Annotated in this window: 13 protein-coding genes; all 13 read right to left on the bottom strand. The window is 43.3% G+C overall.

Annotation, left to right across the window (positions count from 1 at the left end; genetic code table 11):
* Positions 1-23 precede the first annotated feature (23 nt).
* Complete coding sequence (gene pdxA / locus KVT11_RS06575; RefSeq protein WP_048003202.1) at positions 24-1028, bottom strand: 4-hydroxythreonine-4-phosphate dehydrogenase PdxA; 1005 nt, start codon at positions 1026-1028, stop codon at positions 24-26.
* Entirely contained in the window at positions 1004-2350 is a 1347-nt protein-coding gene (locus KVT11_RS06580) for a four-carbon acid sugar kinase family protein (protein WP_210552205.1), read from the bottom strand. Before KVT11_RS06580 ends, pdxA begins: the two co-directional genes overlap by 25 nt.
* A 25-nt stretch (positions 2351-2375) precedes the next feature.
* On the bottom strand, positions 2376-4160 hold the full coding sequence (locus KVT11_RS06585) for a sigma-54-dependent Fis family transcriptional regulator (protein WP_187349930.1): 1785 nt from the start codon (positions 4158-4160) through the stop codon (positions 2376-2378).
* 146 nt (positions 4161-4306) lie between these two features.
* On the bottom strand, positions 4307-5482 hold the full coding sequence (locus KVT11_RS06590) for a sialidase family protein (RefSeq protein WP_052320879.1): 1176 nt from the start codon (positions 5480-5482) through the stop codon (positions 4307-4309).
* Entirely contained in the window at positions 5482-6885 is a 1404-nt protein-coding gene (locus tag KVT11_RS06595; RefSeq protein ID WP_025207958.1) for a sodium:solute symporter family protein, read from the bottom strand. Before KVT11_RS06595 ends, KVT11_RS06590 begins: the two co-directional genes overlap by 1 nt.
* 71 nt (positions 6886-6956) lie before the next feature.
* Positions 6957-8129: an iron-containing alcohol dehydrogenase gene (locus KVT11_RS06600; RefSeq protein ID WP_210552206.1), complete on the bottom strand. Its 1173-nt coding sequence runs from the start codon at positions 8127-8129 to the stop codon at positions 6957-6959.
* Between the two features lie 4 nt (positions 8130-8133).
* Complete coding sequence (gene dapA / locus KVT11_RS06605; RefSeq protein WP_210552207.1) at positions 8134-9036, bottom strand: 4-hydroxy-tetrahydrodipicolinate synthase; 903 nt, start codon at positions 9034-9036, stop codon at positions 8134-8136.
* 179 nt (positions 9037-9215) lie between these two features.
* On the bottom strand, positions 9216-10502 hold the full coding sequence (locus tag KVT11_RS06610) for a heme ABC transporter ATP-binding protein (protein ID WP_144739540.1): 1287 nt from the start codon (positions 10500-10502) through the stop codon (positions 9216-9218).
* Complete coding sequence (locus tag KVT11_RS06615; protein WP_019743893.1) at positions 10499-11557, bottom strand: FecCD family ABC transporter permease; 1059 nt, start codon at positions 11555-11557, stop codon at positions 10499-10501. The genes KVT11_RS06610 and KVT11_RS06615 overlap by 4 nt, the downstream gene beginning before the upstream one ends.
* On the bottom strand, positions 11523-12473 hold the full coding sequence (locus KVT11_RS06620; RefSeq protein ID WP_008347105.1) for an ABC transporter substrate-binding protein: 951 nt from the start codon (positions 12471-12473) through the stop codon (positions 11523-11525). Before KVT11_RS06620 ends, KVT11_RS06615 begins: the two co-directional genes overlap by 35 nt.
* A gap of 171 nt (positions 12474-12644) precedes the next feature.
* Positions 12645-14036, bottom strand: coding sequence for a glycoside hydrolase family 28 protein (locus KVT11_RS06625; protein WP_008347106.1), 1392 nt, complete (start codon positions 14034-14036; stop codon positions 12645-12647).
* 20 nt (positions 14037-14056) lie between these two features.
* Positions 14057-15550, bottom strand: coding sequence for a UxaA family hydrolase (locus tag KVT11_RS06630; RefSeq protein WP_017368042.1), 1494 nt, complete (start codon positions 15548-15550; stop codon positions 14057-14059).
* A complete protein-coding gene (locus KVT11_RS06635) occupies positions 15547-16998 on the bottom strand; it encodes a tagaturonate reductase (RefSeq protein WP_116306204.1) in 1452 nt (483 codons plus the stop codon). The genes KVT11_RS06630 and KVT11_RS06635 overlap by 4 nt, the downstream gene beginning before the upstream one ends.
* Between the last annotated feature and the right edge of the window lie 22 nt (positions 16999-17020).

The following is a 17020-nucleotide window of genomic DNA, read 5'->3' on the forward strand; positions in this document are numbered from 1 at the left end:
ATTGGAAGGCTCTTTCACTTTTACTATCGGTTCTCTCTCGTACCAGAAAGCATGATTGCCTGCCGAATGGCTTCTTCCATACTCGCAGAATCAGCCTTTCCTGTTCCTGCAATATCAAATGCTGTCCCATGATCGACACTTGTACGGATTATAGGCAATCCAACTGTGATATTAACGCCTGATTCTAAGCCAAGCACCTTGATTGGTCCATGCCCTTGATCATGATACATCGCCACAACGATATCAAAGTCGCCTCTTGTCGCCCTAAAGAACAGTGTATCAGCTGGTAGCGGGCCAAATACTTGAACCCCTTCATCCTGTGCTCGTTCTACCGCTGGAATGATCTTCTCCTCTTCTTCTCCGTTTCCAAACAGACCATTCTCCCCGGCATGTGGATTAATCCCGCACACAGCAATTCTAGGTGCAGGGATACCAGACCGAACGAGGGTATCATGAGCCAGTTTAATCGTTGTGTATACACGCTCAGGATTGATTTTTAAGATGGCATCCATTAATCCGATATGTGTCGTCACATGCACCACTTTTAAATTAGGAGCTGCCAGCATCATGGCATAATCGTCCGTACCTGTCAGGTCAGCTAAAATTTCTGTATGCCCTGGATACATATGACCAGCCTTATGAAGTGCTTCCTTGTTTAACGGTGCTGTACAAATGCCGTCAATTCTACAGTCATTCGCAAGTGTAATGGCTTTTTCAAGATATCGAAAAGCGGCTTTCCCTGCTTCTTTTGAAATCTCTCCTACTGGAATATCGCTTGTTAATAGATGAAGATCAAGACAAGGAACGGCACCAGCTTTTACTTGTTCCGCTTCCTCCGGTTCTTTAATACTGACAATCTCCACATCTGTATTCACAAAATCTTTCGCCCTATTTAATATATGGGTGTCTCCAATGACAAATAGAACGGCTTCTTCATGTAAACGGCTTTGCTGGAAGGCTTTTAAAATAATTTCAGGACCAACCCCAGAAGCATCTCCCATCGTTACAGCAATGATTGGTTTTGCCATTCGTCTACCCCCTCTATGTTTTTCAACACTTCAACCGCATGGAGCACAGAATCTTTTTGACCATATGCCCCTGCTTTTGTGACCGCATATACACTCGTATCAACGAGCCGCCCAAGCGGGATGCCGGGTTCAATTTCTTTCAACAGCTGAATCCCGCCTGCTCCAAGCTCATGGCATATCGCACGCGCCGTATCTCCACCAGTTAAAAAAAGGCGTTTCACCCCTGTTAATTCAACAATGTCTTTTGTGATCTTACCAAGACAGACAGATAAGGTACTTCCTACTTCTTGTCTTGTCATGCCATTCGCTTCACCGTATGCCAACATCTGTTCAACCATTTCTGGCCTTGCGTCTGTATAAAGGAGAATATCTTCATCCTGACGCATGAGCAGCTGATCCATGACTGATTTCCTTTCCCATGCTTCACGGCCGTTTAATACATTCAACGGGTTCACTTTCACCTCGAGACAATCGTGTTTTTCTCTTAAAAAAGCAAACTGCTCATTTGTTTTTTGAGAAGCACTTCCTGAAACGATGAGAACAGATTCATGCTTTTTTGCATGAGAAAGATTGCGGTGTTTCGCGACATAGGATGATAATGCGCCAGCGAGTCCGGCTGACCCGACCCAAAGCACTCTTTGATTGATCTTCATAAACAAATCAACGATCTGTGTTAAATCATTGTTCGTTTCTGCATCACACACAAACCATTGATGACCATGTTTTAATAAAGATGAAACGTCATGACTCGTTTCGTTTAGCTCTGAATAGATCGCTTGCTGCGAAAGATGTTTTGGCTTGATGTTTGTCTGCTCGTCAATTAAGTCTGAAATACTGGATGTCAGGACAGGCGTTTTTGGGTCCTTCGCTGCTTCTGATAGATGAACAGGCACACCCTCCACATAATGAATCCCATAGGCCGTAGATCTATTCGCATCGGGGTAAGCGGGGGCAATGACTGCCGCATCAAACCGGCCAAGATCCATTAGTGCCTGAAGCTCTATTCCTATATTTCCTCTTAACGTTGAATCTATTTTTTTAAAGAAAAGGTGTGAACCCCCTTGTAGAAACGGCTGGACCACTTGACTGACCTCATTATACGCTCTTTCAGAAGACATACTTCGTGAGTCTGTATCGACAATCAATACATCTTCCTCCTTGTACCGGCTCATATCCTCAAATGACGGCTGGAACAGCACAGAGGCTTTTAAACCGGCCTTCACAAATTGAACACCTGTATCACTTGCGCCTGTTAAATCATCAGCCACAATGATCACCTTTTGCTCTAAGTTCGCTCCTTTTTTTAATAGATCGTTTGTCATTTAGACACCTCGGTCTCATTGCATATTATTCCTTTAACTTTCTCCACAGCGTCGTGCGGTTAATATTCAGCCGCTTTGCTGCTTTTGATTGATTCATATTTTCTTCTTCCAGTACCGTCCGAATGATTCGTCTTTCAATCTCGTCAAGCGTGCCATGTAAATAGCTGGACAGCTGTTTTTCTTCATTCTCAGAAGCAAGTTGCTCAATTGCCGGCTTTGCTTTACTCAACGTGATATATCCACTTTTTGTTGTCAGCACCAGTTCCTCCATAATCCGCTTGAACTGCCGGACATTTTCTCTAAATCGCTCGTTTTGAAAGGCGGCAATCACATCTGCTGACAGCCCAACAACCTGCGTCCCATAAAGAGAATTTAATTCAGCTATAAATAACCTGCTCATATCCTCAATATCTTCTGCCCGTTCAGATAACGGCGGGACATGAATGACGAGCTCCTGCAAACACGTATATAGGTCTTCATGAAACGCCCCAGATTGCATCAATTTGAACAAATCAACTGTAGATGCAGCCATCCAGCGAATGTTCTGCTGATGATGAATAAGCCGCTCGGCCATGAGGGGCTGCATAGCCATTGGGACACGATCAATATCTTTCAAAAAGATCGTCCCTTTTTGATGCACCGGAATTATGTTTACATCATCTAATTCAGTCAAACGGCTGCAATGCACCGTCATAAAGCTCTCATTTTTCCTCTCGCTCATTTGGTGAATAGCAAAAGCAAGGCTTGATTTACCAGTTCCTTGTTCACCATAGAGACAAATCGATCGATCTGTTTGGCTGAACGCCTTTGCCCTTTTAATCACATCTTTCATATTTGAACTCTGCTCAGTAAAAAGAGCAAATGGATGTGCTGAATGAACAGGTGCAGCCAGCGTCCATATACGCTGCCCCTCCCTATTAATCACAGCAGAAGGCTTCTCAATCGTCAAAAGTAGCTCACCTTTAGATAATAAGCTTCCTTTGACATGCCACACTTGCTGCTGAAAGGAGATTTGAGAATATCCATTTTGTTTTCCTTCTCGAACTGCTTTTACTGCTGGTTCAAGCGCCGGGCACCAATCCATCACATCAACATGAGACGTAAACGGTGCAAATAACCCTTTTTCTGTCCATTCTTTCATTTGCTGATTGATAAAATAAAGCTGATTGTGCTGATCAATGATCAGCATCCCTTTTGACTCTTGGTCAATCATTTCACGAAAGAGGCGCTGCTCAGCTGTCGCCTCTTTATATAAACGGTACATTTGTTTTGCTTGATGAAACGCTTCTTTGACAGATTCACGTCCTGAGGTAATGAGCATGCTTTGCATCCCCAACTCCTTGGCCGCTTTATCTGTAACCACATCACCCAGTACAACCTGTGTCCCTTGCTCCTGTAACTGCTGTAAAAGATCCCACACTTCTTCCTCTTGCTGTATTGTATAAATATCAATTTTGATCCCGTATAACTCTCCGATGGTGCGTACACCTTGTGTAATATTTTCAAATCCAACTACTGCTTTTTTCCCTTGGTAATCTTTAATCAGCGTCAGGGCACGAAGCAAGTCGTAGCCTGACACAGGGATATCCACCACTGGAATGTTGACGTGTTTTTGAATAAGCGCAGCTGTCCCCCCGCGGCTCATAATAATATCCATTCCTTGAGCCTCGGCCTGTTCTGCCAGTGCAACACCAGACCTAAGATCTCCGACTTCAAGCTGGAATGTGATGCTTTTTTCGTCTTTGGCAAGGTCGATTAATACATCGCCTAATCCTTTATACGGCGCAATACCTAATACTTTTATATTCATGAAAAGGACCCCCATTTTTTATCTCTTCATCGTGAGACATACGTTGAGGGAGTCCAAATGTTAGCAAATTGGGACAACCCTCCAAACATCAATTATAAATGAAGAAAATGAGGGTTACAATTCACGGAAACACTGATCCCTTGCGGTTAAGACGTGTGATGAGTCCATTCTTCTTTCACACACACATACTTGATGGCCTGCCGGTAAAAAGTAAACGCAATGTGCAGACTACCATCTTTTCCTTCTGTGATGGATGGATAGGAATACTCTCGATTCAATTTGTCCTTTGAGTTGTTTGTCATGGCATATCCATCACCAATTTCAAGGTTACGTCTGATGGGCCATGTCGCACCATCATCCGTCGAGATGGCAAGTGTCATTGGCGCACGAGGTGTTCCCCAAAAGGCTGGACGTGCCTCCGTATCAATGGCCGTGCGTGTATCGCCTTCATCCTCAATCTCATCATATAAGGACGCCCTTCTTTCTGTTTGATCATCCGCATTGATATGGTTATAAACGAGGGCAAGATGACCATTATGGAGCACCGTAAATTGAATGGATGAGTTATTGTTTGGCAGCTCTGTTGCTTTTGGCTCAGACCATGTCCGTCCATGATCCACTGAACGGCTCATATAAATCGAATCAGCAAACCGGCTTCTAAAGAGAGCAAGCAGGGAACCATCCGCACATTTTCCGATATTCATATGAACACAGCCAGTACTGTTGGGCACAGTGACCTCTTCCCAGGTCTTCCCTTGATCTGAGGAAATCTTCACAGCACTGACATCACGGTTTCCTGTCCATTTTACGCCAGGAATCGTTTTACAATAGAACACCGGAAGGAGCCAATCATCATTATCCAATACAACAATAGGCTGTCGTATAAACGTCCCCGGCTGATCAAATAAAGTACCAATCTCTCCCCAAGTCTCTCCTCTATCCTCCGATAAACGATATCTCACAAGAGCTGTATCTTGATTGCCAGAAAGTTGTGCTGTATAAAGCAGCCACAGCCTGCCATCTTTCTCTTGAAAAAGAACTGGATTTTGTTCAGATCGTGTAGAATCATCAGACAGCTTCACAGCCTTCGTCCATTGATTACTTCCTTGCTTGAGCCTTGACATATAGATAGAGATATCAGGAATTCCTTCTTGCGTACCGCCAAACCATACACACAGCAAATCTCCATTATCCAGTTCGATGAGATTAGCCGCATGGTTTTGCACGCAATCTGTTGGTAAAAAGGCTTCTTTTCTAGCTGCGTCTTGTTCATTTTGTCGCAATTTTCCATCTATTTTGATCATGATGTCTTCATTTGTCATCATAATTCTCCTTTCAGTGATTGATCCTTTTTAGCTGGCGGGCTGATCCATCGATCCATCACCAGAACTAGGAAAGGAATGATAATGGCCACATACATATTATCGATTCCAAATGGATTATCGAGTAAATACCACACCGTCGTGGCGATGCCTGAAGCGGCAAGACCAATGGTTGCTCCTCTATTTGAATTAAAGTATGGCAAGTAAAAGCCCATTGCTGCTACAACTGCAATCGATGTTCGAAGTGCTCGTGTAAAAAAGGAAAGTGACAGCAACTCTGGTGCAAGTGCGACCCCCACAAGCGGCACAATCCCAACCATGACAGCTACATACCGAGTCACCTTCATACGCTGCTCTGGTGATGGTTTCTTTTTCGGTACATAAAAGTCATCAATAATCAACGTGGTTGTAGCAAGTGCAACCGTCGAGACACCAACAAAAATGGATGCGACAAGCGATGTTGCCACAATAGCGCTCAAAATCGGATTCATATGCTGTAAAAAGACAGGGAAAGCATAAATAGGATCAATGTCTGGATACAAATAACGGGCTGCGACACCGATGATCCCGATCGCAATGGCAAGCGGCAAACAAAGGAGTGCTGCATACAGGGTCGATTTTTTCGCTTCTCGTTCACTTTTCGACGAGGTGATCGCTTGAATGATAAACTGCGTCGCAAAAATGGCCCCCATGTTTCCTATAAACCAGGCTCCAATCGTTCCCCAACCGATGGTCCCATCCCATGTAAAGAAATGGTCGGGTAATGTTTGTTTCATTGGCTCAAAGCCTTTTGTTAAATAAAGGGCTACCCCTAGTGTAATTAAAATCCCCGCATACTTCACAATTGAATGAAGGATCGTGACCCATGCAACCCCCTTCATTCCTCCGAAAGTAAAATAAAATGTACTCACAACCGCCGTGATGATGGCACAGGTCATTAAAGGAAGACCAAGAATGGATGCAATGGCAGCTGAACCACTTAAATAGTTTCCTAGATTCACCAAGAGCAGGGCTGCAATCATAATGACAGAGACAACAAGCTTTGTTGATTTCCCAAATTTTTGATCAATAATACCTGAAATCGTGTATTGTCCTGTTCGATAAAACTTTCCCACTAAGAAAAAGGAAAAAATAAAAAAAGCAATAGCAACTGTGATAACAGACCATGAAGCGGAAAGTCCGTGTGTAAAAGCAGATTCAGCTGTTCCGACAGTTGACTTCGTCCCAATGAATTCACTCATTAACAAAATACCGACCACAATAGCTGGAAGTGACTTAGCGGCATTGTTAAATTCTGAGTTAGACTTACTACGGAAACGCATCGTCAGCCAGGTCGTAAACAGAATATAGAGAATAATGACGATTAAAATAAATGTGATGACAGAACTACTTAAGACATTCACTTAAAATCCCCCTTTGTGTGCAAGCCGTATGAAGCAACTTCTCATGTCCCATCCCAGTGACGTATGAAGTGTTAAATGTGGAGCAGTTTCATGTAGACCTGTTCAATATCAGAGACAGACATCGGCTTCGGGTTGTTATCCATTAATCTCTTCACCTCTGAAGCAGCTTCAGCAAGTGCCGGTACATCTTCTTTTGACACACCGAAGGCTTTGAGTTGTTGAGGAATGTGTAAATCCGCTGTCCACTCTTCAATTTGACGAATCACTTGCTCCGCAAGCGTATGCTTTGAGCCTTTCTCTTCGATCCCTATCACTCTAGCAATATCTTCAAGTCGATCTTTGATATGATCTGCATTAAACGCCGTGACATGAGGAAGCAGCATGGAATTAGCGACACCGTGTGACATTTTGAATTTCCCCCCTAACGGATAAGCCATTGCATGAACCGCAGCAGTTCCGGCACTTGTGAGCGCCATTCCCCCATACATGGCACCAATCAGCATATCTTCCCTTGCCTTCATGTTATCCCCGTGATGATAGGCCTCCTGAATACTTCCTGAAATGAGCCTCATCGATTCGAGTGCAAACATATCACTAAATGGATTGGCTTTATTTGAAATATACGATTCAAGCGCATGCGTAAACGCATCCATCCCTGTAGCTGCGGTAATGGCTTTTGGCAATTTGAGTGTCAGTGAGGGATCTAAGATCACAAGATCAGGCAAAAGGTATGGGCTGACCATGCCAATTTTTAATTCTTTTTCCGGAAAGGTAACAATCGCGTTTGGTGTCACTTCTGATCCCGTACCTGAGGTTGTTGGAATGAGAATCGTTGGAACTCCTCTTTTTTTAACAAGGTTCGTGCCAACGAGATCAGAAATTGGCTGATCATTCGTCTTTAGAACGGCTAATATTTTGGCCGCATCCAGCACACTCCCGCCACCAATCCCAATAACGGCTTCATGCTCCCCTTTTAAAAATGTCTGGAAGACGTCCTCGATATTTTCTTCCGTTGGTTCAGGCTTAATCTCTGTGCTGATCTCACTCGCAATCCCTTTTTTCGCAAGTTCTGTTTTGATTTGATCTGCGTAACCAAGAGATACGATGGATGGCTGCGTTAAAATAAAAATGGATCTCAACTTGCTAAGTCCTAATAGCTCTAGCTTCTCCCCAAGGAGCTCTAGAGAGTGAGCGCCAGAAACAATGTGTGATGCCGTTTGAAAGTGATATTGTGATATTGTCATCTCTTCACGACTCCTTTGCTGCTTTTGCTTGTATCCGATAATTCTCCATCATGTTCACCACAGCTTCTAAAGCTTCGCCGGATAATGCTTTGACCGGGCTTTTTGGCGGACCTACAGGAATCCCCGAAAGTTCAGCTGCTTTTTTCAAAGGTGCTGGTAACGTTCCTAATGTGAATGTGGCTCTTAACGGCTGCAGCTGCTGCTGAAATTGCTCACTTTGGTCAAGATTTCCTTGCAGAAACGATTCATAAATGCCAACGACGGTTTTGGGAAGCACATTTGCCGTTGCCGCCACTGCACCTGTTCCGCCTAGCTTCAATGTCTCTAAAATGAGGGAATCCGTTCCTGCAAGCACCACAAACTCTTCATCCTTTGTGACATCGAGATACGCTTTGATATTGGCAATATCTCCACTACTGTCTTTAATACCTAACACATTCGGTAGGACGCTGAGCCTTGAAACCGTCTCTGGCGCAAGTGACACACCTGTTCTTGATGGAATGTTATAAAGTAAGATGGGGATGGTCACATTTTCTGAAATATGACGAAAATGCTCATACAGCTCCTCTTGTGATGGCGCAACAAAATAAGGGGTGATAACCGACAAGACATCTACGCCTAAATCTGCGAACATGTTTGACAGCTTAATGGTTGCCTTAGTGCTATTCTCACCTGCTCCCATGTATACAGGCACCCTGCCGCCCGCAGCCTTTACAACAGTTTCAGCAATTTGAAGCTTTTCTTCCTCTGAAAACAAATGAAATTCGCCGTTTGTCCCTAAAGCAAAGATGCCGTGCACACCTGAGTCGATTAAATGATCAATAAGTTGCTTTGTCACTTCTGGATGAAAATGCTCTTCTTCTGTAAGCGGTGTCAAAATAGCTGGAATGATTCCTTGAATGTTCAAATGATCCTCCCCTTCCGGTTGTTGCATTTTTAAACAATTAATTATTAAAACGCTTTCATGATTCTTATTATAAAAGTAATATGATTTATTTAGCAACATATTTTTCGTTTTTTTCAAATATTCAGTGGATGACATAAGTAGATGTTGATGTTTTCAACAAAAAAAGTGAACCAGCCGGTTCACTTTTTCATAGCATTCAATGTATGAAGAAGATGCTTCACTTTCAGTCTGACTCTTTCATGTAAATGAGCAGTATGCTCCTTTTCTTCTGCATTGGCAGCAGCGATACAAAGATGATGTACCTGGATACTTGTCTCTTGTTTAATGAAGTGCATCAGCTCGCCCATTAGCTGGACAGACGCACCATCTGATATCGTTCCTTTCAGCACAAGCCAAACGGACAGCTCTCCTTCTTGATACATCCCATAAAGAAGGACATCTTCATCATCATCTTCAGCGGCGTATTGCTTCGGCCCATCAGATTGACCAAGAAATAAGTACCCTTCCTCATCATCCAGCATGTCATGGAGTGCTTCAGTTCCCGTTCCAAGGGACCGTGTCCAAAAGAAACCCCCGCTTTTCTCATGTGATGAAAGGATGCGCAATGGCTGATGAGTAGAAAATGTCATTCCGTTTGCGCCATATGTTTTCCACCGATCCGCTAAGTTCAGCCTTGAATGTTCAGAGATGGACGCAGGTTCAATTACCAGCTGAGGGTTTGCCCGCAGTGGATGTTGGAGAGGTGTTACATCTGTTTCATACACCCGGTTCACCCGTTCGGTGGTCAACACATGATGCGGTTCTCCCAGCATGTCCGTCTTTCCTTCATTCAGCAAAAGCAGACGGTCACAATACAAACTGGCAATGTTCACATCATGAAGCACACCGATCACCGTTAAGTTAGAGGAAGCGGTCTCTTGTTTAATCAAATCGAGTAACTCTTTTTGATAAGCTAAATCAAGAAAACTGGTTGGTTCATCCAGCAATAAATAATCAGGGCACTGAGCCAGCGCTTGAGCTAAGTAAACCCGCTGCTGTTCTCCTCCGCTTAACTCATGGATGGATTGATCCTTAAATTGAGCAATATCTGTTTGGTCCATCACCTTGCTGACAATCTCGATATCTTCTTTTGTAACAGATTGTAGCCATCCTTTCTGATAAGGATAACGCCCAAACTGGACCGTTTCTTCCACTGTAAATGAAAAGGCTTGATCGGTCTTCTGGGGGAGAACCGCCAATTTTTGCGCAAGTGCCTTTGGCCGGTAGGATTGAACTGGATGACCACTTAGTGTTACTTGGCCGCTCTCAGGTGCTAAAATACCTGCGATCATTTTAAGCAGTGTCGTCTTACCGCTCCCATTTGGACCAAGGATGCCGAGGAATTCCCCTCGCTCCACTTCAAAACTCACGCCGTGAATGACCTCTTTTTCACCATATCCTCCTCTAACTTCCTTCACTTGAATCATAGATGCGTCCCTCCTCTATATCTGCGGATGAGGATGATGCCAAAGACAGGTGCACCAATTAACGCTGTAATGATGCCAATAGGCAATTCAGTCGGTTCAATGATCGTACGGGAGAGCACATCTGCTAAAACGAGAAAGGAAGCACCATTCAGCATCGACAAAGGCAGCAAATGACGATGATCCGTAATGGATAAAAGACGGATAAAATGTGGAATCACCAGTCCGACAAATCCGATCGTTCCTGACACAGCCACCGCACTGCCAGTCAGAATCGAACCAGCAAGCAACACCACATATTTGCTCCGTTTCACATGAACCCCTAACAGTTTTGCCTTTTCTTCGCCATATGTCATCACATTTAAATCTCTTCCCATCAGGATGAGTGCAAATGTACCAATGAGGAAAAAAGGAAGGAAAAGAGCAATATATCGCCAACCTCTCATAGACACACTGCCTAGAAGCCAATGAATAATCTCTTTTAAATCATCACCTGTTAACGCAATCATTAATGAAATGAGCGCTCCTAAAAAAGAGCTGAAGATGACCCCCGTCAAAATTAAAGAAGAAATGCTCATTCCTCGGTGAACCAGACGGGCAAAAAAGAGGACGAGACATAGTGTGACAAGCGCTGTTGTCATACTCAAAAAAGGCAGTGTAAAACTGCCAAGCAAAGGAAACTGCAAACTGAAAAACAATGTGGCTACAGCCCCCACAGATGCCCCTTGAGATACCCCAAGTGTATAAGGGTCAGCGAGAGGATTTTTTAATAAACCTTGAAAGGCTGCACCAGATAACGCCAGAGCTGCTCCGACTAACGCCGCTAATATCACTCTCGGCAGCCGGATATTCATCATAATATTGCGGTCAATTGCATCAATGGTTCCGGCCTCGATTCCAAATACTTCATGAACAAAGATCCGAAGTATAGAAGGAATGGGAATCCCTAAGCTGCCAAATGAGATTCCCATTCCAATGCTCACCACAAGAAGTAAAGCACTTGCTGTGTATGCGATGATGATTTTATTTGAACGTGTCAGGATAGATGCTTTTCGCAAGAGCCTCCACTCCTTCAACCAATCGCGGTCCCGGTCGTGATGCCAGATCCGTATTCAATTGAAAGACTTGTTTTTCTTTGACTGCTTTGATCGCCTTCCAGCCGTCTCTTTTTTTCAGATCAGCTAAACTTGCGCCATCAATCGTAACGATGGCATCAGGATTTCGTTTAATAATTGATTCTTCCGTCATTTGCACCCAGCCTGTTTGGTCGCCAGCAGCATTTTTTGCATGAATGACAGACAACATTTCGTCCATAAACGTTTGTTTACCTGTTGTATAAATTTCAGGCGCACCTGATACTTCGACAAAAACTGTTTTTTGTTTGTCTTTGGAGATGGATTCTGCTTGTTTTTTGATGTCATTCAGTTTTGATTTCATCTCATCTACAAGCTTCGTTGATGCCTCTTTTACGCCGGTTGCTTCACCAATCATATGGATAGACTTATAAACATCTTTGAAGGAAGCCGCATCATTGACAGTCAGCACTTGAATACCTGCATCTTCAAGCTGTTTAAATCCGTCTTTTGAGCTCATTTGTGATGCATGTGCTAAGACAAGATCAGGCTTTAAGGAAATAACCTTCTCTACATTGAAATCAAGACCGCCAATCTTCTCCACCTTTTCTACTTCCTTTGGATAGTTGTCAAAGTCTGATCGACCAACGATTTTATCTCCAAGACCAAGGGCATAGGCAACCTCTGTATTACTTGGAATTAACGAAACAATTCGTTTAGGCTGTTCTTTGATTTCAACTGTTTTACCAGCTGCATCTTTGATGGATACAGGAAATGCGGCAGCCGCTGTCTCTTTAGGCTTTGAACTGTTTGTTTTTTGGTCCGTTTCCGCACCTGCACACCCTGCTAAAACACCGATCACAAGTAACAATGATAGCCAAATACCAGTTAACTTCTTCATCAATAAACCCCCTGCTTTATGTACTGCTTGACGTCATCTCTTTCGTCAATTCTTTTCTAATTTCGGGAATATTATACTACAGTGCAGATAGGTTGTATATGTGATTCCGAATACGTCTTGTCTGTCCTTATAAAAGAAAAACAGCCTTTGACGTGGCTGTTTTCACTTCCGCTATTGGTTGATATGTTCACCATTAATGACAACTTTCTGAAATGAAGGAGATACTGCATGTTCCAATGAAAGAGGGTATGTGACATCGTCAATGACACAGTCTTTCATTTTAAAGTGTGTGACCGGGGAATGTGAGTATGCGGCGATCTTGACACCATATCGCCCTCCGCTGCTTTTTAACCCTTCTACTTCAATATGACGGACTACAGGCCTATGCGGACCGGCATCCCCTTCCTCATACATCATGTCGATACAGACCACCTCATGTTTTAAGCTTTTCACTAGATTGTTTTTAAAATAGATGTGTTCAATGGTACCGCCCCTGACAGAGTTGGTCTTAATGCGCAATGCCCTGTCAAGGTTCGGACTGTCCATGACATTATCCTCTGCATATACATACTTGACGCCTCCAGAGATTTCACTCCCGATCGTTACTCCGCCATGACCATCACGCATCGTATTTCTACGAATGACGATGTTTTCAGATGGAACGCCGATTCTCCGGCCGTCCTCATTTCTGCCCGATTTAATGGCAATACAATCATCGCCATTATCAAAATAACAATCTTCAATGAGCACATGTCGGCACGACTCTGGATTCACACCATCTGTATTTGGGCCATGACCGATGATATTCACCCCGCGGACGATGACGTTTTCACTTAACACCGGATGGACTTGCCACATCGGTGAATCCTTTACGGTTACTCCTTCAATGAGAATGTTTTGGCAATTGTATGGCTGGATAAAGCTTGATCTTAAATAATGTCCTTCGCCAAACACTCTTTCTTCCACTGGTATTCTTTTTTCAGCCATTTCAAAAAGAAGCTGACGATCCCGATCTTGAGAGGGCTGACCATTTGTTCCATACTTCCAAGGCCACCAGTGGTGTTCATCCCCTCTCCCGTCCAGCGTGCCTGCTCCTGTAATCGCGATGTTTTCTGCATGATGGGCATAAATAAGTGGCGAATAATTATAAAGCTCAATGCCTTCATATCTTGTTAGAACAAGCGGAAGATAATCACGTGTATCTTGGCTGAAGCTCACATAGGCGTTTTCATGAAGATGAAGCTCTACATTGCTTTTCAATTCTAGAGCGCCTGTCAAAAATGTCCCTTCAGGAATCAGCACACGCCCTCCTTTCAAACGATGTGCATCATCGATGGCAGACTGAATAGCATTTGTCGAAAGCTCTATCCCTTTGTTATCTGCACCATAATGAATGACATTGAATTCACGATCTGGGAACTTTGGCGCTTTTATCTGCTTTAACACATGATCTATACCATCTGTTTCTTTGTCTTTTTTCCCTTGCTTTGCTAAACGTGCGAGTCCAATTCCTGTTAGTACTGTTCCTGCTGTCACATACATCAAATTCCGTTTTTTAGACATTTCCTTATCCCCCAGACGCCTTAAAGTGTCACACCTGTTTTAAAAATAGCCAACTCTCTAAAATTGTTTTTTTCATGATTTAACAGCTTTCCACTCGCCACATCAATCACCGTGGCAATGAATTTCTCTAGCACCACATCTTCTGGTACATCCTCAAGCAATTCCCCCGCATTAAAGTCAATCCAATGTTTTTTTGTTTCGTATAACGCGGTATTGGTCGATACCTTCATCGTTGGAACAAATGTGCCAAACGGTGTGCCTCTGCCTGTTGTAAAGAGGACGAGCTGACAGCCAGATGCTGCGAGAGCAGATGAAGCAACCAAATCATTCCCAGGCGCACTTAATAAATTCAATCCTTTTCGTTTTAGCAGCTCCCCGTATGTTAAAACATCCTTTATAACGGAAGTACCCGCTTTTTGTGTGCAGCCGAGAGATTTATCTTCTAATGTCGAAATTCCTCCTGCTTTATTTCCCGGGGAAGGATTTTCATATACTGGCTGTCGATGATCCATAAAGTATTGTTTAAAATCATTGATCATCTGCACAATATTGTCGAATGTCGCTTTTGATTCCGCTCTCTCCATTAAGATCGTTTCAGCCCCGAACATTTCCGGTACTTCTGTTAAGACGGTGGTTCCGCCTTGAGCCACAATAAAATCGGACAGTCTACCTAAAAGTGGATTTGCGGTAATGCCTGAAAACCCATCTGATCCTCCGCATTTCAAGCCAATTTTCAGCTCAGATAACGGAATGTCTTCACGCTGATCTTCTTTCGCTGCGTCATAAATTTCCTTGAGCAAAGCGACACCTGTCTCAATCTCATCCCCTACTTCTTGGCTTCTTAAAAATTTCACCCTCGTCTGGTCATACTCCCCTAATGTTGCCTGAAAATCCTCAATATCATTGTTTTCACAGCCAAGCCCTAGAACGAGAACCCCTCCAGCATTTGGGTGCTTTACGGCATTTTGAAGTATTGTTTTTGTGTTTTCATGATCATCCCCAAGCTGTGAGCATCCATAATTGTGCTTTAATACTAACGCCGTTTCAAAAGGATGGATGCTTCCCCCCATTTCAGCGGTAAATATTTGAATGATTTGATCGGCAATGCCATTGACACACCCAACTGTTGGGACAATCCAAAGCTCATTTCGTATACCACTTGCGCCATTTTTTCGTTTATACCCTTTGAATGTCAGATTCGTTTTTTCATAGGGGTTTTCTGTTAAAGAAGGGCGGTATTCGTAATCGAGCTTACCTGATAGATTCGTTTTGATATTGTGCGTATGCACCCATTCTCCAGTCGAAATCGCAGTGGATGCATGACCAATGGGGTAGCCATATTTGATGATATTCTCTTTTTCTTTGATCTCAGCCAATGCAAATTTATGACCTTTAGCAACGGTTTCTTTTAAAATGATTGTATGACCTTGGTGCTGAAGCTCTTCGCCTTGCTCAAGTACTTTTAAAGCGATGCCAACATTATCTGAAGGATGAATCACAACAAAGTCCCTCATGCCTTCTCCCCCTGACTTTCATATTGAAGTATTTGGTGAACAGCAGCTCTCATGCCATTTTCATGTATGAAGGTGAGCTGCTCGGCTACTGCACCCGTCAGCCCTGCGATCCTCGTCAAATCCATCCCCCATAAAACTTCGTTTGAAAGAAGTTGATCGACCATTAATTCATAGGAATGCTCCACTTCCTCCCATGCTTCCTTCATGACTGTCATCACAGACTCATCATCCTTTATTTGATCTGCATGGACTTGATAAAAATAAATCAAACTGCTCAGTGAGAACATAAGTTTCGTAGGCAACTGTTTTTTTAGCTCTATATAATCTAGAAGAGACGGGAGAATACGTGCCCGAAATTTAGATACACCATTTAAGGCAATATCGAGTAATTGATGTTTGACAAAAGGGTTGCAGAATCGATCCCAAACGGATTGTGTATAAAGCAGCAGCTCTTCTTCAGGAAGTGGCAAACTTGGCAGCACTTCCTCCTCAAGCATGCGGCGAATGAACACACCAACATGCTCATCATCCACCGCTTTTTTGACAGTATCCAAGCCAGATGAATATGCAATCGGCACCATCGCTGTATGCGCACCGTTTAAAATGCGAACCTTGCTCATACGATAGGGAGCGATATCTTCCACAAAAAGTACGTTTAACCCTGCTTCTTGAAAAGGAAGCTCTTTTTGAACAAACGGAGGTGCTTCAATGACAAACAGGTGATAATATTCTGCCGTGACAAGCAATTCATCGATATACCCCTCTTCTTTTTGAACAGTCTCCGCTGCTTTCTGAGAAAATCCTGGGACAATCCGATCAACTAACGTATTACAGAACGTGTTGGCTTCCTTGACCCAAGCCACAAAATCAGGCGGAAGATTCCACTCAGCTGCCATTGTGATCACATATTCTCTTAATCGATCACCGTTTTGTTCAATCAATTCACAAGGTAAAATGATCAAGCCCTTTTTCTCATCTCCAGAAAAAGCTTTGAAGCGGTGATACAAGAAGGCTGTCAGCTTTCCTGGAAAACTTGCTTGCGGCCGATCTTCTAATCGGTCCTCTTTTCTTAACACAAGTCCTGCCTCTGTTGTATTAGAAAAGACAAAGCGCACATCAGGACTTTCCGCTACATGTAAAAAGGCATCATAATCTGTATATGTGCTGATTCCCCTGCTGATGGATTGAATGACGATCCGTTCGTTCATTTCTTTTTGGTCATGAAATCCTTGAATACATAAAGTGTACAAACCATCTTGTTCATTTAGAGCAGTCACTGATCCTTTTCGAGGAGGAACAACCACTGCTCTTCCTTTAAAATCTGTACAGTCGTTTAGCTTCTGGATCTGCCAATTCATAAATCCCCGTATAAAGTTCCCTTCGCCAATTTGTAGAATGGTTTCAGGATATTCAGCCACTGGGTACACATCTTTGGATAATCGTCTCAAACGCTTTTCCTCCCCGCATTTT

Source organism: Bacillus sp. GbtcB10 (assembly GCF_019091365.1).
Taxonomy (GTDB): domain Bacteria; phylum Bacillota; class Bacilli; order Bacillales; family Bacillaceae; genus Bacillus; species Bacillus altitudinis.

Coding starts and splice junctions, on each gene's coding strand:
- pdxA (WP_048003202.1), bottom strand. CDS start 1,028: ATGGCAAAACCAATCATTGCTGTAACGATGGGAGATGCTTCTGGGGTT.
- KVT11_RS06580 (WP_210552205.1), bottom strand. CDS start 2,350: ATGACAAACGATCTATTAAAAAAAGGAGCGAACTTAGAGCAAAAGGTG.
- KVT11_RS06585 (WP_187349930.1), bottom strand. CDS start 4,160: ATGAATATAAAAGTATTAGGTATTGCGCCGTATAAAGGATTAGGCGAT.
- KVT11_RS06590 (WP_052320879.1), bottom strand. CDS start 5,482: ATGACAAATGAAGACATCATGATCAAAATAGATGGAAAATTGCGACAA.
- KVT11_RS06600 (WP_210552206.1), bottom strand. CDS start 8,129: ATGACAATATCACAATATCACTTTCAAACGGCATCACACATTGTTTCT.
- KVT11_RS06610 (WP_144739540.1), bottom strand. CDS start 10,502: ATGATTCAAGTGAAGGAAGTTAGAGGAGGATATGGTGAAAAAGAGGTC.
- KVT11_RS06620 (WP_008347105.1), bottom strand. CDS start 12,473: ATGAAGAAGTTAACTGGTATTTGGCTATCATTGTTACTTGTGATCGGT.
- KVT11_RS06625 (WP_008347106.1), bottom strand. CDS start 14,036: ATGTCTAAAAAACGGAATTTGATGTATGTGACAGCAGGAACAGTACTA.
- KVT11_RS06630 (WP_017368042.1), bottom strand. CDS start 15,550: ATGAGGGACTTTGTTGTGATTCATCCTTCAGATAATGTTGGCATCGCT.